Source organism: Micromonospora qiuiae, assembly GCF_016863555.1.
Classification (GTDB): domain Bacteria; phylum Actinomycetota; class Actinomycetes; order Mycobacteriales; family Micromonosporaceae; genus Micromonospora; species Micromonospora qiuiae.
This window is the reverse complement of sequence record NZ_BOPC01000033.1, coordinates 1-20,302: the sequence shown is the minus strand read 5'-3', so window position 1 is coordinate 20,302 and position 20,302 is coordinate 1. Positions and strand designations below refer to the sequence as shown.

At 72.1% G+C, this 20,302-nt stretch carries 16 protein-coding genes and 1 pseudogene; 6 read left to right on the top strand and 11 right to left on the bottom strand.

Features of this window, described 5'->3' with window-relative positions:
* Nucleotides 1-181: 181 nt before the first annotated feature.
* Both xylB and xylA read right to left on the bottom strand, forming a co-directional pair.
* Nucleotides 182-1,675: a xylulokinase gene (gene xylB, locus Vqi01_RS13290; protein WP_204035076.1), complete on the bottom strand. Its 1,494-nt coding sequence runs from the start codon at nt 1,673-1,675 to the stop codon at nt 182-184.
* Nucleotides 1,676-1,685: 10 nt separating this feature from the next.
* A complete protein-coding gene (xylA, locus tag Vqi01_RS13285) occupies nt 1,686-2,873 on the bottom strand; it encodes a xylose isomerase (RefSeq protein WP_204035075.1) in 1,188 nt (395 codons plus the stop codon).
* Between the two features lie 49 nt (nt 2,874-2,922).
* On the opposite strand from xylA, the gene Vqi01_RS13280 reads away from it, so the two are divergent.
* Nucleotides 2,923-4,188 carry an ROK family transcriptional regulator gene (locus Vqi01_RS13280; RefSeq protein WP_204035074.1) on the top strand — a complete coding sequence of 422 codons (1,266 nt, stop codon included), beginning with the start codon at nt 2,923-2,925 and terminating at the stop codon, nt 4,186-4,188.
* 56 nt (nt 4,189-4,244) lie between these two features.
* Here the strand turns inward: Vqi01_RS13280 and Vqi01_RS13275 are convergent, their stop codons facing one another.
* Nucleotides 4,245-4,802 carry a MarR family winged helix-turn-helix transcriptional regulator gene (locus Vqi01_RS13275; protein WP_239098378.1) on the bottom strand — a complete coding sequence of 186 codons (558 nt, stop codon included), beginning with the start codon at nt 4,800-4,802 and terminating at the stop codon, nt 4,245-4,247.
* Nucleotides 4,803-4,894: 92 nt separating this feature from the next.
* On the opposite strand from Vqi01_RS13275, the gene Vqi01_RS13270 reads away from it, so the two are divergent.
* Entirely contained in the window at nt 4,895-5,503 is a 609-nt protein-coding gene (locus Vqi01_RS13270; protein WP_239098377.1) for a hypothetical protein, read from the top strand.
* Here Vqi01_RS13270 and Vqi01_RS13265 read toward each other — a convergent pair whose 3' ends face one another.
* The 7 genes from Vqi01_RS13265 to Vqi01_RS13235 form a co-directional block, all read right to left on the bottom strand.
* On the bottom strand, nt 5,504-6,982 hold the full coding sequence (locus Vqi01_RS13265; protein ID WP_204035073.1) for a sugar transferase: 1,479 nt from the start codon (nt 6,980-6,982) through the stop codon (nt 5,504-5,506).
* A 207-nt stretch (nt 6,983-7,189) separates the two neighbouring features.
* Nucleotides 7,190-8,956 carry a VWA domain-containing protein gene (locus tag Vqi01_RS13260; RefSeq protein ID WP_204035072.1) on the bottom strand — a complete coding sequence of 589 codons (1,767 nt, stop codon included), beginning with the start codon at nt 8,954-8,956 and terminating at the stop codon, nt 7,190-7,192.
* 144 nt (nt 8,957-9,100) lie between these two features.
* Nucleotides 9,101-10,138, bottom strand: coding sequence for a lactonase family protein (locus Vqi01_RS13255; RefSeq protein ID WP_204035071.1), 1,038 nt, complete (start codon nt 10,136-10,138; stop codon nt 9,101-9,103).
* 104 nt (nt 10,139-10,242) lie between these two features.
* Nucleotides 10,243-10,845 carry a GTP-binding protein gene (locus Vqi01_RS13250; protein WP_204035070.1) on the bottom strand — a complete coding sequence of 201 codons (603 nt, stop codon included), beginning with the start codon at nt 10,843-10,845 and terminating at the stop codon, nt 10,243-10,245.
* Entirely contained in the window at nt 10,826-11,215 is a 390-nt protein-coding gene (locus Vqi01_RS13245) for a DUF742 domain-containing protein (RefSeq protein WP_204035069.1), read from the bottom strand. The genes Vqi01_RS13250 and Vqi01_RS13245 overlap by 20 nt, the downstream gene beginning before the upstream one ends.
* A complete protein-coding gene (locus Vqi01_RS13240; RefSeq protein ID WP_204035068.1) occupies nt 11,205-11,624 on the bottom strand; it encodes a roadblock/LC7 domain-containing protein in 420 nt (139 codons plus the stop codon). Before Vqi01_RS13240 ends, Vqi01_RS13245 begins: the two co-directional genes overlap by 11 nt.
* Nucleotides 11,624-14,512, bottom strand: a complete 2,889-nt coding sequence (locus tag Vqi01_RS13235; protein ID WP_204035078.1) for a sensor histidine kinase — start codon at nt 14,510-14,512, stop codon at nt 11,624-11,626. The genes Vqi01_RS13240 and Vqi01_RS13235 overlap by 1 nt, the downstream gene beginning before the upstream one ends.
* A gap of 434 nt (nt 14,513-14,946) precedes the next feature.
* Here Vqi01_RS13235 and Vqi01_RS13230 point away from each other — a divergent pair, with 434 nt between their 5' ends.
* The 3 genes from Vqi01_RS13230 (at nt 14,947) to Vqi01_RS13220 (ending at nt 17,042) form a co-directional block, all read left to right on the top strand.
* Nucleotides 14,947-15,567 carry a hypothetical protein gene (locus tag Vqi01_RS13230; protein WP_204035067.1) on the top strand — a complete coding sequence of 207 codons (621 nt, stop codon included), beginning with the start codon at nt 14,947-14,949 and terminating at the stop codon, nt 15,565-15,567.
* Nucleotides 15,568-15,577: 10 nt separating this feature from the next.
* Entirely contained in the window at nt 15,578-16,531 is a 954-nt protein-coding gene (locus Vqi01_RS13225; RefSeq protein WP_204035066.1) for a hypothetical protein, read from the top strand.
* A gap of 130 nt (nt 16,532-16,661) precedes the next feature.
* Nucleotides 16,662-17,042, top strand: coding sequence for a hypothetical protein (locus Vqi01_RS13220; protein ID WP_204035065.1), 381 nt, complete (start codon nt 16,662-16,664; stop codon nt 17,040-17,042).
* 196 nt (nt 17,043-17,238) lie between these two features.
* Here the strand turns inward: Vqi01_RS13220 and Vqi01_RS13215 are convergent, their stop codons facing one another.
* A complete protein-coding gene (locus tag Vqi01_RS13215) occupies nt 17,239-19,038 on the bottom strand; it encodes a glycoside hydrolase family 6 protein (RefSeq protein WP_204035064.1) in 1,800 nt (599 codons plus the stop codon).
* A 505-nt stretch (nt 19,039-19,543) separates the two neighbouring features.
* Here Vqi01_RS13215 and Vqi01_RS30710 point away from each other — a divergent pair.
* A pseudogene (locus Vqi01_RS30710) lies at nt 19,544-20,302 on the top strand (hypothetical protein); the annotation flags it as partial.

Here is a 20,302-nt window from a genome sequence, read left to right as displayed (position 1 = left end):
CGGACCGCGCAATGCCCACGCCGGGCGCCAGGCCGGACCGCGCAATGCCCACGCCGGGCGCCAGGCCGGACCGCGCAATGCCCACGCCGGGCGCCGAGTGCTGGTGACGGGCACGGTGTGCCGTCCCGGATCGAGCGGCCGTCGCACAACGTCGAGGCCACTCGATCCGGGATCGAGCGGTTCACCCCTGGGCCGGCCGGTCCAGGTGGCGTTCCCGGGCCTGCGCGTAGCGCTCCCGGATGGCGGGGACCGGTACGGCGGCGTACTCCTCGGTGCCGGCCGGAGTCCAGGACGGCGGTTCCGACCCCCCGAGGGCGAGCCAGGCGGCCTGGCGGGCGGCGCCGTCGGCGACGTACTCGCCGGGCGGCGGAACGACCACCGGGTAGCCGAAGACCTGCGGGGCGATCCGGCGTACCGCGGCGGAGCGGGCGGCGCCGCCGACCAGGATCACCCGGCGGACCACCGCGCCCTGGGCGGCCAGCGCGTCGAGCCCGTCGGCGAGTGCGCAGAGCATCCCCTCCACCGCCGCCCGGGCCAGGTGGGCCGGGGTCGACGTGCGCAGGGTCAGGCCGTGCACCGACCCGGTCGCGTCCGGCCGGTTCGGCGTACGCTCGCCCTCCAGGTAGGGCACCATGACCAGACCGTCCGCGCCGGGCGACGCGGACAGCGCCAGGTCCGCCAGCTCGTCCAGACCGACCCGGAGCAGGCCGGCGGCGGCGTCCAGCACCCGCGCGGCGTTGAGCGTGGCGACCAACGGCAGGAACCGGCCGGTCGCGTCGGCGAAACCGGCGACGATGCCGCTCGGATCGGCCGCCGGGCTGTCCGCGACGCTGAACACGGTGCCGGAGGTGCCGATCGAGACCACCACGTCGCCGAGGCGCGCGCCGACGCCGAAGCCGGCGGCGGCGTTGTCACCGGCACCCGGCCCGAGCAGCGCCCCGCCCGGAGCAGCCACCCCGCCCGGAGCAGCCGCCCCCGGGCCGGTGGCGGCGGTGCCGGCACCCGCGAGCACCGCCGGATCGAGCTGACCGGCGGCCTCGGCCGGGCCGAGTACGGCCGGCACCCGCAGCCGCCGGCCGAAGGCCCGCTCCAGCAGGTCGAAGCGGTACTCGCCGGTGGCCGGCGACCAGTAGCCGGTACCGCTGGCGTCGCTGCGGTCGGTGCGCAGCGCCTCCAGCCCGGGTGCGCCGGCCAGTCGCCAGGTGAGCCAGTCGTGCGGTAGGCAGACCGCGGCCACCCGGTCGGCGTTCGCCGGCTCGTGCCGGGCCAGCCAGCGCAGCTTGGTCGCCGTGAAGCTGGCCACCGGCACGCTGCCCACCGCGTCGGCCCAGAACCGGCGTCCGGCCTCGCCGCCACCCGCCTCCTCGATCAGTTGCGCCGCGGCGTCGGCGGAGCGGGTGTCGTTCCACAGCAGGGCCGGGCGGACCACCTGCCCCGCCTCGTCCAGGCAGACCATGCCGTGCTGCTGGCCGGCTACGGAGACCGCGGCGACGTCGGCCAGCCCACCGGCGGCGTCGACCGCCGTCTGGAGGGCGGACCACCAGGCCGCGGGGTCGACCTCGGTGCCGTCCGGGTGCGCGGCCCGCCCCTGCCGGACCAGGGTGCCGGTCTCCGCGTCCCGGACGACCACCTTGCAGGACTGGGTGGAGGAGTCCACCCCGGCGACGAGCGGCATGCCGACCGCCTCAGCGTGCGCCGAGCACGTGCTCGACGGCGAGCTGGTTGAGCCGGACGAAGCCGAAGCCCCGGGCGGCCGTCGCCTCGACGTCGAAGTTCTCGAACGCGGCGGTGTCGGCGAGCAGTTCGGCGTAGCCCTCACCGTCGCCCAGGGTCGGCACGCCCAGCTCGGCGACCTTGCTCGCGGCCAGTGCCTCGGCCACCTCCGGGTCGGCCCGGAACGCCGCGGCGCGCTCCTTCAGCAGCAGGTAGGTGCGCATGTTCGCCGCCGCCGAGGCCCAGACCCCGTCGATGTCCTCGGTGCGGGAGGGCTTGTAGTCGAAGTGCCGCGGCCCCTCGTACGCCGGGCCGCCGCCGGGTGCGCCGTGCTCGAGCAGGTCGACCAGGGCGAACGCGTTGATCAGGTCACCGTGGCCGAAGACCAGGTCCTGGTCGTACTTGACGCCGCGCTGGCCGTTGAGGTCGATGTGGAACAGCTTGCCCTGCCAGAGCGCCTGGGCGATGCCGTGGGCGAAGTTCAGCCCGGCCATCTGCTCGTGGCCGACCTCCGGGTTCACGCCGACCCGCTCGGGGTGCGCGAGGGTGGAGATGAACGCCAGGGCGTGCCCGACGGTGGGCAGCAGGATGTCGCCGCGCGGCTCGTTGGGCTTGGGCTCCAGCGCGAAGCGCAGGTCGTAGCCGCGGTCGATGACGTACTGGCAGAGCAGGTCGACCGCCTCACGGTAGCGCTCGAGCGCGGCCTGCACGTCCTTGGCCAGGTCGTACTCGCTGCCCTCCCGGCCGCCCCACATGACGAAGGTCTTGGCGCCCAGCTCGGCCGCGAGGTCGACGTTGCGCAGCACCTTGCGCAGCGCGTACCGCCGTACGTCGCGGTCGTTGCTGGTGAAGCCGCCGTCCTTGAAGACGGGCTGCTGGAAGAGGTCCGTGGTGACCATCGGCACCACCAGGCCGGTCTCGTCCAGCGCCTTGCGGAACCGGGCGATCTGGGCGTCGCGGGTGGCGGCGTCGGAGCCGAAGGGGATCAGGTCGTCGTCGTGGAAGGTGACGCCGTACGCGCCCAGTTCCGCGAGTCGGTGCACCGACTCCACCGGGTCCAGCGGGTCTCGGGTGGCGTGGCCGAACGGGTCTCGGCCCTGCCAGCCGACCGTCCAGAGCCCGAAGGAGAACTTGTCGGCAGGGGTGGGACTGGGTGCCATGGCTGACCTCCGGTGGTGTTGTCCGCTATTTGTTCAGTGGTTGAATTAAATGGCTGCGATGTGGCAGTGTCAAGGGGTGAAAGCAACCGCAGCCCCGGCCGGTGCGGTGCGACAGGGCAGCCTGCGCGAGCTGAATCTCGCCCTCGTGCTCGGCCGGATCGCCGCCGCGCCGCGCCCGCCGTCCCGGGCCGCGCTGGCTGCCGAGACCGGCCTGACCCGGGCGACGGTCTCGGCGGTGGTGGAGGATCTCGTCGCCGGCCGGCTGGTCACCGAGGCGGAGCCCACTCCCCGTGCCGGCGCCGGCCGGCCGGCCCGCGGGCTGGTGCTCGCCGGTGACGGCCCGGCCGGGCTCGGCCTGGAGATCAACGTCGACTACCTGGCGGCCTGCGTCGTCGATCTGTCCGGTGAGGTGCGGCACCATGTCGTGCACCGCGCCGATTTGCGGCCCGTCAGCGCGGCCGACGCGCTCGGCCGGCTGGCCCGACTCGCCGCCGGTGCCCGCGCCGCCGCCGACGAGCAGGGTCTCACCCTGGCCGGTGCCGCGCTCGGGGTGCCGGGGCTGGTCGACGCGGCCGGTCAGGTCCGGCTCGCGCCGAACCTGGGCTGGCGGGACGTACCGGTGCCGGAACTGCTGGCCAGCCACCCGCCGTTGGCCGAGGCCGTCGACGGTGTGCCCGCGCTGGTGGTGGAGAACGAGGCCAACCTGGCCGCGCTGGCCGAGCTGCACGCCGGCGCCGGGCCGGACAATTTCCTGCACGTCTCGGGCGAGGTCGGCATCGGGGCGGGAATCGTGCTCGACGGGGCGCTCTACCGGGGCAGTCGTGGCTGGAGCGGCGAGATCGGCCATATTCCGGTCCGCCCGGACGGTCCGCCCTGCCGCTGTGGCGGCCGCGGCTGCCTGGAACGCTACGCCGGGCAGGAGGCGATCCTCTCGGCGGCCGGCCTGGCGGGCGCCGACCTTCCGGCCGACACCGCGCCGACCCGGTTGGCCCAACTCGCCGAGGCCGGAGAGGCCGCCGCGCTGGACGCCCTGCACGAGGCCGGCACGGCGCTCGGCGTCACCGTGGCCAGCGTGGTCAACCTGCTGGACCTCGACACCGTGGTGCTCGGCGGCGGCTACGCCCCACTCACCCCGTGGCTACGGCCGCCGATGCTCGCCGAGATCGATCGCCGGGTGCTGACGGCGGCCTGGTCACCGGTCACCGTCCGGCCGGCCACCCTCGGCGCCACGGCCGCCGCGGTGGGCGCGGCCGGATCGGTGGTACGCCGCATCATCGCGCGTCCCGCCGGCTGGCTGGCCCGGGTCGGATCCTGAACGTACGCAAAAATCTCGTGCCCGGTTCCGCCGCGGCCGGCGCTGCTGCGGCGAGGTCAGGCCGTCCGGACGACCGCGGTCTCCCCCGCCGACCAGCTTCGCAACGGCTGCTCGGCGCCGCCGTGGGCCTCCGGCAACTGCGGCCTGCGGGGCTCCTCCTCCGGCTGCGGCACCAGCGGTGACACCGGCCGGACGACGCGTGCGCGAGCCACCTCGTCGAACTCCCGCAGCCCGTGCAGCAGCGCCTCCCGCCCTTCGGGCGTCATGTCGGCCAGGATCGCCGCCAGGTGCTGCCGACGGTCGTCGCGCAGCTCGGCGAGGAGCCGACGGGCCTCGGCGGTCAGGTGCAGTGAGATCTCCCGCCGGTCCGCCCGGCCGGGCTCCCGCTCCAACATCCCGGCGGCGACCAGCCGGTCACACAGCCGACTGGCCGAAGAGAGCAGCATGTCCAACCCGGCGGCCAACCGGCGCAAGTTGATCCCGTCCTGCCGCTCGACGAGCATGACGGCACGAAGCTGGGCGGTGGAGATCCGGTTCGCCGTACGCTCCCGGGCGCCGTCCCAGACGGTCAGCAGGGCACCTGCCACGGTGTCCAGCTCGGCAGCCATACTCATCTCGGGTCCTGGTGGACCATGCAGTTCCGCCATGGTGGGCCTGAGCGTACTCCGATTCTGTCGGCGAATGGGCTTGTGATCAAGGAGTGGCCATGAGCGAGCCGGTCGACCGAGCCCGCGCCGCCCTTGTCGCCGCCCCGGTAGACCTCCTGATCAGGCGCGTCGCGGCGCTGCTGGAGCAGGAGTACGGCAGCACCGACATCGAGCTCCTCCAGGTGGACTACCGCCTGTCGGCCCTGGTCCCGCTCGGCGGCGGGGAGGAGGTGCGGGCGCCGGGGCACCCCGCCTGGCGCTGCTTCGACCACCAGAGTCCGGTGTACGCCGACGGCACCGGCTACCTGCCGGTGAGCATGCGCGGAGAACGGCGTGGCGTGCTCAGGGTGGCCCGGGTCGCCGACGAGGGCCAGCTGGCCGGATTATCGGAGATCGCCACCGCGCTGGCGCACGAACTCGTGGCCGTCGACCCCGGCACCGACGTGTACCGGGTGGCCCGGCGCAGCCGGCGCCTCACTCTCGCCGCCGAGGTGCAGTGGGAGCTGCTACCCGGGCGCAGCCGGAGCCGGCCCTCGTTCAGCCTGGCCGGCCAACTGGAACCGGCCTACGCGGTGCGCGGCGACAGCTTCGACTGGTCCGACGACGCCGTGGTGGTCTGCCTGGACTGGTTCGGACCGCAGGCCGACCAGCAGCTCCGACCAGCTTGATCAGTACGCCCCCCGAGCGTTGATCACCGCGCCGACGGTCTTCCAGAGAATGCTCAGGTCGGCCGCCAGCGACCAGTTCTCCACGTAGTAGAGGTCCAGCCGGATGCCGTCCTCCCAGCTCAGATCGGACCGGCCGCTGACCTGCCAGAGCCCGGTCATCCCGGGCTTGACCAGCAGCCGGCGGGCCACGTCGCCGTCGTAACGGGCGACCTCGCTGGGCAACGGCGGCCGGGGGCCGACCAGGCTCATCTGCCCGCAGACCACGTTGAGCAACTGCGGGAGCTCGTCCAGTGACCACTTGCGCAGCAGCCGGCCGACCCGGGTCACCCGCGGATCGTCCCGCATCTTGAACATCAGGCCGTCGGTCTCGTTGCGGGAGGCCAGCTCCGCCAGCAGCGCGTCCGCGTTGATCACCATGGTCCGGAACTTGAAGACCCCGAACTCCCGGCCGCCCAGCCCGACCCGGATCTGCCGGAACAGCACCGGGCCGCGGCTGTCCAGCTTCACGGCCAGCGCGATGACCAGCAGCACCGGCAACAGCAGGGTCAGCGCCACCAGCGACACCGACCGGTCGACGAAGCCCTTGACAAGTTGGCGCGATCCGCGGAACTCCGGCGCCTCCACGTGGATCAGGGGCAGGCCGGCGACCGGGCGGGTGTGGATGCGCGGGCCCGCCACGTCGGTCAGCGCCGGGGCCAGCACCAGGTCGATGCCGGTGCCCTCCAACTGCCAACCGAGGCGGCGCAGCCGGGTGGCGGTGAGTTCGCCGGAGGCGGTGACGGCCACGGTGTCCGCGCCGATCGCGTCGGCCGCCTCGGGGATGCCCCGGAAGGAGCCGACCACCGGTACGTCGCCGAGCCGCTGGGCCACCGGGGCCAGCAGGGCGTCCGGGATACACGCGCCCACCACCTGGTAGCCCGCGTACGGCTCGCGACGCAGGGTGTGCACCAGGTCGAGCACGTGGGTGGCGTCGCCGACCACCAGCACCCGCCGCGACCAGCCCGTGCCCCGCGATCGTGCCCGGTGCAGGCGCTTGCGGGCGGCGAACCGGGCCACCTCGAGACCGATCGTGCCGACAGCGAACGAGATCGCCAGGAAGCCTCGGGAGACGCCGACGTCGGCCACGTAGCCGGCGATGGCGACGGCGCCGGCCAGTCGGAGGCTGGCCATGCTGACCCGGCGGTACTCGTCCGCACCGTAGCCGACCACCCGGTCGTCGTAACAGCGCATGATCTTGAGGCTCGCCAGCCAGGCCAGCACCAGCCCCGGGGCGACCAGAACGTACGGCACGCCGCCCGGAGAGGAGTCGCCGAACCTGGCCGCGTAGCCGACGAGCACCGCGCCGGTCAGCACGATGGTGTCCAGCACGACCAGGCTCCGCAGGTAGCTTCGCTGATCGCCGCGCACGGGGGCGCCGGACGGGGCGCCCGCCGGTCGCGGTGACGATCTGGCGAGGGTCAATAGCGTCGTCGAGGTCACCAGGCCTCCCACATCGCTCGCCGACGGCATGGACCCGCCCTGATCGAGGCCGGATCCACCGGTGCACGACGACATCCTGCCCTGACAACTATGACAACCGATTACGTCGGACTTATTGCCGTCACTTTCCGAAGCAGCGGACGAGCGGAAAAGGGCCGGGTGATACCGGTTCTTCCGGTATCACCCGGCCCTCGCCGGTCGGTCGGATCAGGCAGGTGCCTTCCGCAGCGCGATGGCCCGCAGGAAGATGTCGCCGATCTTGGTGGGGTCCTGGGCGATGAAGGCGTGGCCGCCGGCGCCCTCCTCGGCGATGGTGTCCAGCTCCGACTTGCTGACCTCGTCGCCGATACCGATGATGATCACCTGGATCGGCTGTTCCGGGTCCCGGAGCTGCTTCAGCTGAGAGAGCAGTTGCTGCTGGGAGATGCCGTCGTCGTCCTCGTTCTTACCGTCGGTGAAGAGCACGATCGAGTTGACCTTGCCCGGTTCCCACTTCTGCTGGACGTCCTTGTACGCGGCCAGCAGCGTGTCGTACAGGCCGGTGTCACCGTTCGACGAGACGACCGTGTCCAGGGACCGCTCCAGGGTGCCACGCTGCCGTGACAGCGGGCCGATGGGCACCACCTCGCGGTAGTCGCGGGAGCCCTCGAGCCTGGTCGAGAACACCCAGAGGCCGATCGACCAGGAGTCGTCGAAGAGATTCAGGCCGCGCCGGGCCGCTTCCACAGTGACCTGCTGCCGGGTCGCGCCGTTGGCGGTCGGCACCGGCTTCTTCATCGAACCGGAGACGTCGATGATGCAGAGCATCCGGCCGGAGAGGGTGGCGATGGACCAGCTGGAGACGGCGCGTTCCACCGCGTCCGGCGCCAGCCCGCCGGCGGCGATCCCACCCTTGGCGGGCGGGGTGGCCGAGGAATCCCCGCCGGCCGGGCTCGGTGCGCCCTGCGGCGGGTCGAAGCCGTCGCCCCAGTTACCGTCCGGCGCCCGCAGCGACTGCGCGGCCAGCCGGTTCCTGAACGACGCCGTGGTGAGCGCCTCGAACAGCACCCGCGCGGCGGAGGCCTTGGCCGGCTCGATGCCCGGCAGCACCGCGTACGGGTAGTCCAGCGGCAACGGCGCCGGCTTCAGGTAGAGCGCCGCCAGCGGAACGGGAGGCTTACGGGCGTTGTACTGGATGACGTCCTCCTCGGACAGCGCCGCCGCGCCGAGGGCGCTGGCCAGCGTGGTGCCGTCCGCGGAGGTCGGGAACTTGGCGAGCAGGTCCTGCCGCAGCGCCGAGGCCCCCGAGGCCAGAGCCCGCAGCGCGCCGACGCGGTCGGCCTCGGCGGTGGCACCGCCGGAGGAGGCGGCGGCCGTCATCAGCGAGAGCAAGCCGGACAGCCCGGCAGCGTCCCGGGTCGGCTCGACGATGCCGGTCTTCAGTGGGCGGTCGCTGTTGACCCGGGTCAGCAGGTCGGTCCAGCCCAGCTCCTTCTGCGGCCAGCCCAGCCGGGTGGCGATCGGCTCCGGCATGGCGACCACCACCGGGCTGCTCGCGACGGACGCGCCGTTGCCCGGTTCGAAGGCGGCGGCACCACCGGTCTTGAGCCGCAGCAACCAGGTCGAGGAATCCGGGATCCAGACGTCCGGGCTCACCGCAGTGCCGCTGGCCTGGCCCACCCCGGCCAGGGTCGCGCCGTGCTTGGCCGCCACCACCGCGGCCACCTCGACCGGATCGGAGGCCGCCACGGTCACGTCGATGCAGGTCCCGTCGACGGCCGCGCCCTTCTCCTCCCACTCGGTGGCCGCCTCGTCCACCGCTGGCGCAAGCTCGCTCGCCACCGCCACCGACAGCTCGATCTTGCCGGAGCAGTCGGGACCGGCGAGCTGGCGGTAGCCGAACCACCCCCCTGCGGTGACGACGAGAACGCCGACCGCCGCTACGGCGGCGGCGCCGTGAAAACCTGAACGCATGCGATGGCGGCCTGCTGACACGCGACCATCTTGCGTACCCGAACGAGGGACTGCCACGGCCGTTCGGACGAAAGTTACAGAGGAGAAACAGTTTACGGGGATTTAGTAACCTTGAGTGACGAGTCAGCGGCGTAATGTGGAGGTATCAAGGCCCACCGTCCCCGATCAGGGCAAGACGCATGTAGGACTCGGAACCACCATCGGCTCGCCGATCGCCACCGGTACGCCGGTCTCCCGGTCCACCCGGAAGGTGCGGACCATGTCCGCCCGCTCGTCGGCGACGTAAAGATGCTCCCCGACCAGCACGAAGTGCCGGGGCCACTCACCGCCGGTCGCCACCTCGTCGACCAGCTCCGGCAGGCCCGATCCGAGCGCGAAGACGGCCAGCGTGCCCACCCCCCGGTTGGCCACGTAGAGGAAGCGACCGTCCGCGCCCACGGCGAGCTCCGACGGCTGGACGTGCCCGGCCCGGCCGCTGGCGTCGACGCGGCCCAGCTGGTGCAGGGCACCGTCGTCGGTCAGCTCGTAGGCCAGGACCGACCCGTCCAGCTCACCCGAGACGTAGCAGCGCCGCCCGTCCGGGTGCCGGACGAGGTGCCGTGGCCCGCTGCCGGACGGCGTATGCACCCGTGGAGCCCGGGGCACCAACCGCCCGGAGGCGACGTCCAGGCCGTACCGGTAAATCGAGTCGGTGCCCAGATCGACCGCGAGCAGCGGCTGGCGTCCGGTGCCCGGCGAGACCATGTGCGTGTGGGCCCGTTCCTGGCGCTCGGGGTCGGCCCCGTGTCCCTGGTGCTCCACCAGATCGGTGCGCTCGCCGGGCACCCCCTCCGCGTCCAGCGGGAAGACCGACACGCTGCCGCCACCGTAGTTGGCCACGAACAGGTGCCCGCCGTCCGCGCCGACCGCCAGGTGGCACGGCTCCGCCCCGCCCGTCGGCCACGAGCCGATCGACGTCAGACCGCCGTCACCGTCCACCCGCCACGCGCTGACCTCGCCGGTGGGCAGCTCGTTGACCGCGTACAGCACGGGCCGGCTCGGATGACGGGCGAGGAACGACGGCGACGCGGTGGCCGCGACGGTGCCCAGCGGGGTCAGCTCGCCGGTGTCCGGGTCGCGCCGGGCCGCGACGATGCCGGTGGCGCGGCCCCCACTCTGCGCGGTGTACCCGCCGATGTGCACGACCTCGTCCCGACCTGCCATTAGTCCCGCCTTCCGCCGTTTCCGCGTCATTGCCACCACTTGCCTTCCCCCGACAGCGACGGGTTAGGCATCCCATCCTCGGCGCTGCCGTGACGTGCCGCCGTTCAGGCCGCCGGGACCGGCTCGCCCCGCTGCCGGGCCACGTGCTCCACCAGGGAGATCAGCACCGCCTTGCCGGACTGCCGGTCCCGGGCGTCGCAGAGCACCATCGGCACGTCGGGGTCGAGATCCAGGGCCCGACGCACCGCCTCCAGGCTGAACCGGCGGGAACCATCGAAGCAGTTGACCCCGACCACGAACGGGATGCCCCGCTGCTCGAAGTAGTCGATCGAGGGGAAACAGTCGGCGAGCCGGCGGGTGTCGGCAAGCACCACCGCGCCGAGGGCACCGAAAGCCAACTCGTCCCACAGGAACCAGAACCGGTCCTGTCCCGGCGTACCGAAGAGGTACAGCTGCAGATCTTCGTTGATGGTGATCCGCCCGAAGTCCATCGCCACCGTGGTGGTCGACTTGGTCTCCACGCCGGAGAGGTCGTCTGTCTCGATGCTGGCACCGGTCAGGATCTCCTCGGTCTGCAACGGCCGGACCTCGCTCAACGCACTCACCAGCGTCGTCTTGCCGGCACCGAAGCCACCAGCGATGAGAATCTTCAGCGCGATCGGGACCCCATGGCCCCGTCGCTCGGCGTCATAACGCACGGAGTCCATCGACCACCGCCTTGAGAATGTCGTTGTCGGGCAGGTACGTGGCGCGCGGCGGCTGGTGCACGGACACCAGTCCCCGGGACAGCAGATCACCGAGTAATACCCGGACCACACCAACGGCGAGATCCAGATCGGAGGCGAGTTCCACCAACGGCGTCCCCCGTCTGGCCAATTCCACCAGCAGTCGGTGCTCCGGGTGCAGCTCGGGGTAGGCGGCAAGGTCCGGCTCCGGCCGGGCCAGCACGTACGCCACCAGGTCGAAGCCGTTCGCGTCGGAATACACCCGGCCACCGGTCAGGGTGTACGGCCGCACCACCGGACCGGCGTCGTCGTCGAGCCACTCGTGCTGGTGCCCGGGTAAGTCAGTCCGCATCGGCGGCACCCACCGATGCGCGGGCTGGCACTTGCAGGTTCTCACCCACCCGGGTCACCAACATCGCCATCTCGTACGCCACCAGGCCGATGTCCGCGTCGGTGTCGCTGGCCACCGCCAGGCAGGTCCCCTGCCCCGCCGCGGTGACGAAGAGGTACGCGGACTCCATCTCCACCACCGTCTGCCGGACCGGCCCGCCGTCGAGATGCCGGCCGGCGCCCCGGGCCAGGCTGGCGAGGCCAGCGGCCAGGGCGCACAGGTGCTCGGCGTCGGCCCGGTCCAGCCCTGCGGAGGCGCCGAGCAGCAGGCCGTCCGCCGAGAGCACGACGGCTCGCCGCGCGGCCGGCACCCGCTCTACCAGATCGTCGAGCAACCAGTCGAGATCGGCATTTTGCTTCGTCGATCGCATCAGGCTTCCCTCTCAGTCGTGGTCGGGGATTGCGGGGTCACCGGACCGCTGGTCGGCGAGTCCGTCCGCGCAGTGTTCCGGTCCTGGTGCACGCCATCGGCCACGTGCTCTGCAGCGGTCACGTCGGTGCGGGCGGCGGCGGTGCTCGTGCCAGCGGCGGTCACCTCGGTGCGGACGGCAGCGGTGCTCGTGCCAGCGGCGGTCACCTCCCGGCCTGCGGTCACCTCCCGGCCTGCGGCGGCGAGCCGGCCGCGCGCTGTCCCGGCCTGGAGGGCCGACATGACCTGGCGCGCCTCCTCCGGACTGCGCGGTGTGGGGTCGCCGACCGGCTCCGTCCGGCGCATCACCACGGGCTGCCGCACGGTCGGTTCGTCCAGGATCGCCCTGCGCGCCGTTCGCGCGATCACCGCGGGCAGCCGGATCGTCGGCGCGTCCACCCCGCTTCGCTCGCCGTCGGTCGCAGACGGCGCCACCCGCTTCGTGGACGACCCACGGCCCGCCGAGGACACCGGCGCCGCCGAGGACGCGGACCCCGCTTGAGCGACCGATCCCGCCGGGCGCGCCGACCCCGCTTGAGCGGCCGGCTCCGCCGAAGACGCGGACCCCGCTTGAGCGGCCGGCTCCGCCGAAGACGCGGACCCCGCTTGAGCGATCGGCTCCGCCGGGGACGCGGACCCTGGGGCGGTGGCCGGCGTTCCGGCGACGGCGGCCGGGCGTTGCCGCCGGATCCGACGGGGCAACCCGTCGGCTTCGGCCGCCCCGACCGTCGAGCTCTGGTCCGGGCTGCCCGGATGCGCCGCAGGTTGGTCGGGCGACCGCTCCGAACCACCGGAGGGTGCTGGTCCGGAGCTGGCCGCCGGGCGGGTCCGCTTCCGGGGCACGGTGATCAGTCGCGTGGCCCGAGTCAGCCGCCGGTGCTGGCGGGTGGCGGCAACGTCCTCCACCTGCGACGCCTCCGGCTCGGGCAGCGGCGAGGGCTCGACGGTGATCAACTCGGTAGGGATCAGCACCACCGCGGTCAGGCCGGTGCCGTCCGACGGGCGCAGCCGCACCCGGACGTTGTGCCGCGCGGCCAGCCGCGCCACCACGAAGAGTCCGAGCCGGGCGGTTTCCGCCGGGTCGAACTCCGGCGACCGGGCCAGCTTGCGGTTGGCCTCCTCGATGGCGGCAGGACTCATGCCGAGGCCTCGATCGGAGACGGACAGAGCGTACCCGTGCGCGACGTGCTCGCCGGACACCTCCACCCGGGAGTCGGGCGGCGAAAACGCGGTGGCGTTCTCCATCAGCTCGGCGAGCAGATGGATGATGTCGCCCACCACCCGCCCGAGCGTGCCGGCGGGCTGCACGGTGGTGATGTCGACCCGGTCGTACGACTCGACCTCGGAGATCGCCCCCCGGATCAGGTCGACCATCGCGACCGGGTCACGCCAACCCCGGCCGGGTGCGGCATCGGCGAGGATCACCAGGTCCTCCGCGTGCCGCCGCAGCCGGGTGGCGAGGTGGTCGACCCGAAACAGCTCGGCCAGGTGATCCGGGTCCTCCGCGTCGCGCTCCAGCCGGTCGAGCAGGGCGAGCTGACGGTGTACCAGACCTTGGCTGCGGCGGGCGATGTTCAGGAAGACCTCGTTGAGCCCGCGGCGCAGCGAGACCTCGACCATGGCGGCCTGGATCGCGACCTTCTGCACCTCCGTGAACGCCTGTGCCACCTGGCCGATCTCGTCAGCGCCCCGATCCGCTACCAGCGTCTCCCGGGCGACGTCGACCTGCTCGCCGCGGCGCAACCGCTCCACCACGTCCGGTAGCCGCCGCTCGGCGGTCTCTCTGAGCGTCCCGCGTACCAAGGTGAGCCGCTGCGCGAGGGATCGACCGACCCGCAGCGCCACCACCAGCGAGACCACGACGGCGATCATCCCGAGCAGTCCGGCGGCGGCCAGCCGCGCCAGGGTGCGTACCGCCATCGGCACCGACCGGTCGGCCAACCCGTCGGCCTGGGTCAGTTCGAAGTCCCGCAGCGACCGCTGAACGGTGTCGTAGCTGACCTGCCACGCCTGCGGGTCGATGCTGGGCCGGGCCGACGGGCCGGCGGCGATCAGCTCGTCCTGCATCGTCCGCAGCCGGCCGAACGCTTCCTGCTCGGCCAACCGCTGGTACGCCGCCTGGTCCGGCTCGGGCAGGTCGGCCACCGCGGACTCGACCAGAAACCACTGGTTGCCGATGCTTCGGGCGAGCCTCGTGTGCTCGCCCTTGGCGAAAGCACCGCTGGCCAGCGCCCCGGCCAGCAGAGCGTCCGTCTGCCCGAGCATCTCGCGCGAGCGTCCAAGGTCGGTCAGGGCCAGCGCCTCCCGGTTGAGATCCTGGTCCGGCAGGCTCGCCAGGGCCTCGAACGTCTGGAACGCCGCCGCGACCATGTCGCTGTAGAGGTCGATTGCGCCGACCCGGTCCAGTTCCCGTCGATCAATGGAGCCGCGTTCGGCCGGCAGCGCCTCGAGCCGCTCCATCAGCCGGTCCAGTCGGGCCTCGAGCAGTTCGCCGGCGGCGTCGCGCAACTTCTCTCCACCGGCCCGGCGGCGCAGCTCGGCCACCGCCGAGTCGGTGCGGGTCCGCTGTTCGGCCAGCGCGGGCAGCACGCACCCCTCCGGCGACCGGTCGCAGGTGGAGCGAGCCGTGGCGAGGTGCACCACCGAGAGTCGCCGCTCCCGTTGCAGCTCGGCCACCACGGTCTCACCCGGTCTTCCCAGGTCATAAAGGAGGGTGCGGGCGGCGAGCAGATCGAGCGCCGGTCCGAAGGTGAGGGTGGTGGCGAATATCCACAGTGCCAGCAGCGCGGTCACCGGCACCACGACCAGCGCGGTCAGCTTGGAGCGAATCGGCCAGTCGCGGGTGTTCAATCGGACCTCGCCCGGAAGGGGTGGCTGGAAGGGCTCCGGCACGGCCGGGCAGCGCCGTCGCCGGTGCGCGACCCGGTTGCCCCACCGGGACGCCGGCTCGGGCGCCTTGGGCAGGATACGTAATCTGCGCCGGACGCACTACCGTCCGTCGAGATTACCGGTACGGTGACGACCTCCGGAGTGCCGACGCCTGCTCGAATCCCACCGCCCGGCACCTTCGAGATGGCCGCCTGGTGCTCCTTCCCGGTTGTCTTCTCCGCGTTCTTCGTCCGTGCGGCCAACGCATCACGCCTTTCGGCCCGATTCCCGTGCTGCCCAGGGTCACCCGTTGGCCGGCATCCGCCCGCCGCCGCCCAAGCCGGGCGAGGAAAGTGCTCCGGAACGGGATTGGCGATCAGTGGACGGAGGGAATACCTGCAGGCGAAGGAGGAGCCATGTCGCCCACGCAGATAGTCGTCACCGTCCTCGTCGTCCTGCTCGTCGCCGCAGTCGTCGCCGCCGCAGTCGTCGCCGGCCGCCGCCGGGCGCTGAGACAGCGCTTCGGCCCCGAGTACGACCACGTCGTTGCCGAGCGGGACAGCCGCGGCGAGGCCGAACGGGAACTGCGCGACCGGGAGCGCCGGCACGCCGAACTCCAACTGGTCCCGCTGACCCCGGACGCCCGCGCCCGGTACGCCGAGGCCTGGGAGGAACTCCAGGTCCGGTTCGTCGATTCCCCCGCCGAGACCGTCGGCCAGGCCGACGAACTGGTCACCCGACTCATCGCCGACCGGGGATACCCGACAGGTGACTTCTCCGACCAGATCGCCCACCTGTCCGTCGAACACGCCCGAACGCTCAGCCACTACCGGGACGCCCACGAAATCTCCCTGCGCAACTCGCAGGGAGAGGCCAGCACCGAGGAACTCCGCCAAGCCGTCGTCCACTACCGCGCCCTCTTCGCCGACCTGCTTGGTGGCGAGCCGGCCACGCCCCGGACGTCGGACGAGCCGGCCACGCCCCGGACGCCGGAGCAGCGTCGCGCCGACGCCACCCAGGACGCCACCAACCGCTGAGGAGACCACCATGCGGCAGCAAGAGCAGCAGCTCAACAACGACCACCCCGAGGCCGTCCGGTCCGCCCCCGTGGCGGTGCCACCGGTCGACGACCACGATGCGGCCGACGATGTCGACGAGTCGACGGACCGCGACCGGTCCGAGGCCGGCGCCGACGGTGCCCGTCCGTGGGACGGCCGTCCGGGCGACGACGGCGAGCGTGTCGAGTTCAACGAGCCCGCTCCCGTGCCCACCACCTTCGGCGCGACCACGGTCGGCGGCGCGGTGGCCGCGTCGGCGATGGCCAGCCCGCGTCCGGAGGACGAGCGGGACCCCCGCGAGGAAGACACCGCCCGGCCCGGCGACGGCGCGATCGACGGCGAGCGCGAGGGACGGCGAGCCGACCCTGAGGCCGAGTTCGACCGGACGCACAACCTGACCGACCAGGACGTCAATGCGACATCATCGGTCGGCGGGACCCGGGAGGTGAACGCGCAACGCAGCGGTCACGGCCCGACTGGCGACCCCGACCGGGCTTCCGGTACGGGCGAAGCCGCCGAGGGCACACCGGCACGGACGGCGGGCGCCGAAGCGGTCGAGGCGGCGGCGGCCGGCGGTGCCGGCTACGGCAGCGCCGCCCCGACGATGGTGGATCCGGACACCCGGCCCCCGAACGACGGTGGGCCGGGCACCGGGGCAGCGACCGTGCCGACAGGTGCGGCCACCCTGTTCGACGAGTCGACCGCGCAGGGCTTCCGGAACCGCTGGCGCGACGTCCAGCTGCGTTTCGTGGACGACCCGCAGGCCGCAGCCGGCGAGGCGCAGTCGCTGGTCGACGAGGCCATGCAGGCCCTGTCCGCCGCGCTGGCAGAGCACAAGAACAAGCTCGGCGGCTGGCAGGAGGCGGGCTCGACCGACACCGAGCAGCTGCGGGTGGCCGTACGCGAGTACCGCGATTTCCTCGACCGGGTGCTCGGGCGCTGATCACGGACACGGGGCGGGCGTTCCGAGCGGACGCCCGCCCTCGTCGTGCCGGCGGCAGGCATGGCGACCGATCAGCCGGGTACGCGGAAGCAGCCGCGGAGGACCGGCTGCGGACAGGAGGGCAGCAACGATGACAGATCGGAACCGGCAACGGCCGCTGGAGGAGCGCCCCGAGGTGGCCGCGGCGGTGGACGACGACACCGGTGTTCCTGAGCTGATGACCGAGGGCGGGCCGGGCCGGGACAGCCCGGCCTTCGCCGAGCCCGAACAGGCCGACCGCGGCGCGCCGACCGAGGACATCATCGGCGACCCCTACGCCGCGGGTACCGGGGCGACGGGAACCGGCACCGGCGCTGCCGGCGACAACATCCGTACCGGCGCGGAGCAGCCCTGGGATCCGGAGGACCTGGTGATGGCCCGGGGCCAGGACCCGACCCCGGAGAACATCGAGCGGGCCCGACGGGACCTGGCCGAGATCGGCCGAGCCGCCATCGAAAGAACCGTCCCGTAAGGAAGGGCCCCTTCTTAACGCCTGGTGCATTGGAAGGGCCCCTTTCTAACATCCGACGGGGAGTGCGCGTTCAACGTCAGACGGCGTGTGCGGCGAGGGGCCCCTGGTCCGACCGGTGCGAGCGGTCGGACCAGGGGCCCGGGGAACCTGCCGCCACAGTGCCTCACCTACTGCTGGCGGCGGGTGTGCCTGGCCGTCAGGAAAGCGGCGGGTAGGCGTTGCGCATCAGCTCGGCGAACTGCGCCGGGAACCAGGCGCCCGAGATCGGGGCGTCCGCCAGGGCGCCGCTGCGGTTGTTGCCGTTGCGGGCGTTACCGGTGTAGGTCGGGTCGCACATCCGGTCGAAGCCCTTGCCGTCGTTGTTGGGAATCTCGCGGCTGGAGCCGTCCGACTCACCCGGGGGCTTGATCCAGACGTACGCGTCGATGCCCGGCTCCGGCGCGGCCTTCGGCCGCTCGCCCAGACCCGCACCGGCCTGGTTGCACCAGTTGCCCTTGTGGATACGGCGGTCGACTCGGCCACCGTCCACGTAGGCGTCCACGCTGGTCGTCGGGCCAGCGGCGGTGGGCCGGTTCGGGCCGCCCCAACCGTTACGGGAAGTGTCGATCAGCATGCCGATGTTGCGGTCGAAGCCCCTGCTGATCAGCTCCTGGCGGAACGCCTGGGCGAAGGACAGCTCGTCGTTGTACTGGTTCCAGTCGATCCACTTCGACTGCCGCACCGTCTGCCCGTTGACCGAGTCGGTGACCTTCGCGTACGGCTCACGCAGCGCCGAGTAGTTGGCGGTGTTGACGATGAAGCCGTGCACGTTGGCGACGGTGGAGCCGGAGGCACCCGCGGCCTCGCGCAGGACGGCGGCCGACGGGCCGAAGTTGGTGTCCCAGCCGAGCCAGCCGTGGTGGCCGGCGTCGATGTAGTTGTAGACGTTCGGGATCGCGCCCAGCTTGGCGAGGGCGTAGCCGACACCCTGGACGTACGCACCGTTGGCCTTGACCGTGTCGCACATCACGGTGCCGCCCGCGTTGCCCGTGGTGTTGGTCACCAGGTTGGGCAGCGAGTCGATCTCGATGATGTTGATGATCCGCAGGTTGCGGTACTTCGCGTCACCCTGGATCGCCGCGATCGGGTCGATGTACTCCGCCTTGTACCTCGGCAGTTCGTCGGCCTTCAGCTCGCCGTTCGAGGCGAGCGCCGAGCAGTCGCGGCCGGGCAGGTTGTAGATGACGATCTGGATGTACTGGGCGTTCTGCCGCAGCGCCTCGTCCAGGTGGTCACGCAGGCCCATCGGGCCGTTGGACTGGCTGTCCGGGGTTCCGTTGATCGCCGCGATGCGGTCCAGCCACACGCCGGTCGGGGTGTTCGACACCCGGTTGCCACCGCTGACCGACTCGGCCTTGGCCTTCCACTCCGGGTTCACGTAACCCCGGGCGTTGAGGTAGGGGTTGTCGACCTTCGCACCGGCGGGCGGCGGCGTGGTGGTCGGCGGCGGGGCCGTGGTGGGCGGCGGGGCCGTGGTCGGCGGCGGGGCCGTGGTGGTCGGCGGCGGCGGGGCCGTGGTCGGCGGGGTGCCGCCGTTGCAGGTGACCCCGTTGATCGTGAACGAGGTGGGCCGCGGGTTGCTGCCGCTCCAGCTGCCGTTGAACCCGATGGTCGTGCTGGCGCCCCGGGCGAGCGAGCCGTTGTAGGACTCGTTCTGCGCGGTGACGTTACGGCCCGACTGGCTCCACCGGGCCGACCAGCCCTGGGTGACGCGCTGGTTGGCGTCGGGGAAGGTGAAGCCGAGGTTCCACCCGTTCAGCGGGTCACCGATGTTCGTGATGGTGATGTTGGCGGTGAAGCCACCCTGCCAGTCGTTGGTCGTGTAGGACACGTCGCACTGCGTAGCCGCGTGCGCCGCGGTGACCGGAATCGTCACCAGACCGCCCGCGACCAGCGCGCTCGCGCCGGCCAGCGCGACGGCCCGGCGTGGGCCGGACAGTTTTCTCCACACATTCATTGCCACTGATCTCCTTGGGCGAGACCGGATCCGCGTACGGCCCGGCACGTGGCGCCAAGGCGTCCTGCAGGGACCGCCTCCGGTGCCAACGGGAATTTCGGAGCGCCCGACCCGGACGGGCGTTGGTGGTGGTGCGACGACCGGTGGTTCACCGGTCGGGCGGCGGGTGGTCGTCCGGTCAGCCCGGTTGCCCTCGACACCCTGCCTACGCGGTGTGGGCTCCCCGAACCGCGTGCAGCGATTCTTGCATGGGAGCGCTTCCATGGCAATGGTTCGATATTTTCGAAACCCGGCCGGGCATCGGCCCCCGGCAAGGCGGTAGGCCGCATTGGGGATCATCCCGGGCCGAACCCTCCAGGCATCAACCAAGAGGGCTTCTGCCGCAGAAGCGGACTAATGCCAAAACACGAATCTTCCCCTTCATAAGTCGTGAAACGGTCTAACGTCGGTTCTGGCTCGGTTGTTGCCGGCCACAGGACAACCAGGGATGGGAGTGACGCAGGTCATGGCTAAGAAGGTGCTTGGGAAAGTGGTGGCGGGGGCGGCCCTCGGCGGTGCATCCCTGCTGGTGTTCGCGCCCGGGGTCGCGTTCGCCGACGGCCAGCATCATGAGGACGAGGGCAAGATCCACGCCAAGCCGCACGCCGTCAAGCCCGGCGAGAAGGTCGAGTTGGTCGAGATCTGCGCGAAGCCGCAGGAACACGCCTTCGTCTGGTCCAAGGTGACCGGGAAGGTGAAGCTCGAGCCGGCCCGCCACGGCCGGGGTGACGACCGCGGCGATTGGACCGGCAAGGACCGCGACGAGTGGCGGGGCGACTCAGGCGAAGAACACGGCAAGGACGAGAAGGACTGGAAGGGCGGCGACGACTGGAAGGGCGACAAGGACTGGAAGGGCGGCGAGGAAGGCAAGGGCCACGAGGAAGGCAAGGGCCACGAGGAAGACAAGGGCCACGAGGAAGACAAGGGCCGCGAGAAAGACAAGGGCGGCCACGAGGAAGGCAAGGGCCGCGAGGAAGACAAGGGCGGCCACGAGGAAGGCAAGGGCGGCGAGGAAGGGCACAAGCCGGAGTCGGAGGGCGGCGCCGGTGGCGGTGCCGCTGATGACCGCGACTGGAAGGGCGAGGAGCACGGCCAGGATGCGAAGGGCCGCGAGCGGACCGGCTACGAAGGCGACAAGCGCGACGAGTACAACAAGCACAAGGAGTACGACAAGCGCGACGAGTACAACAAGCACAAGGAGTACGACAAGCGCGACGAGTACAAC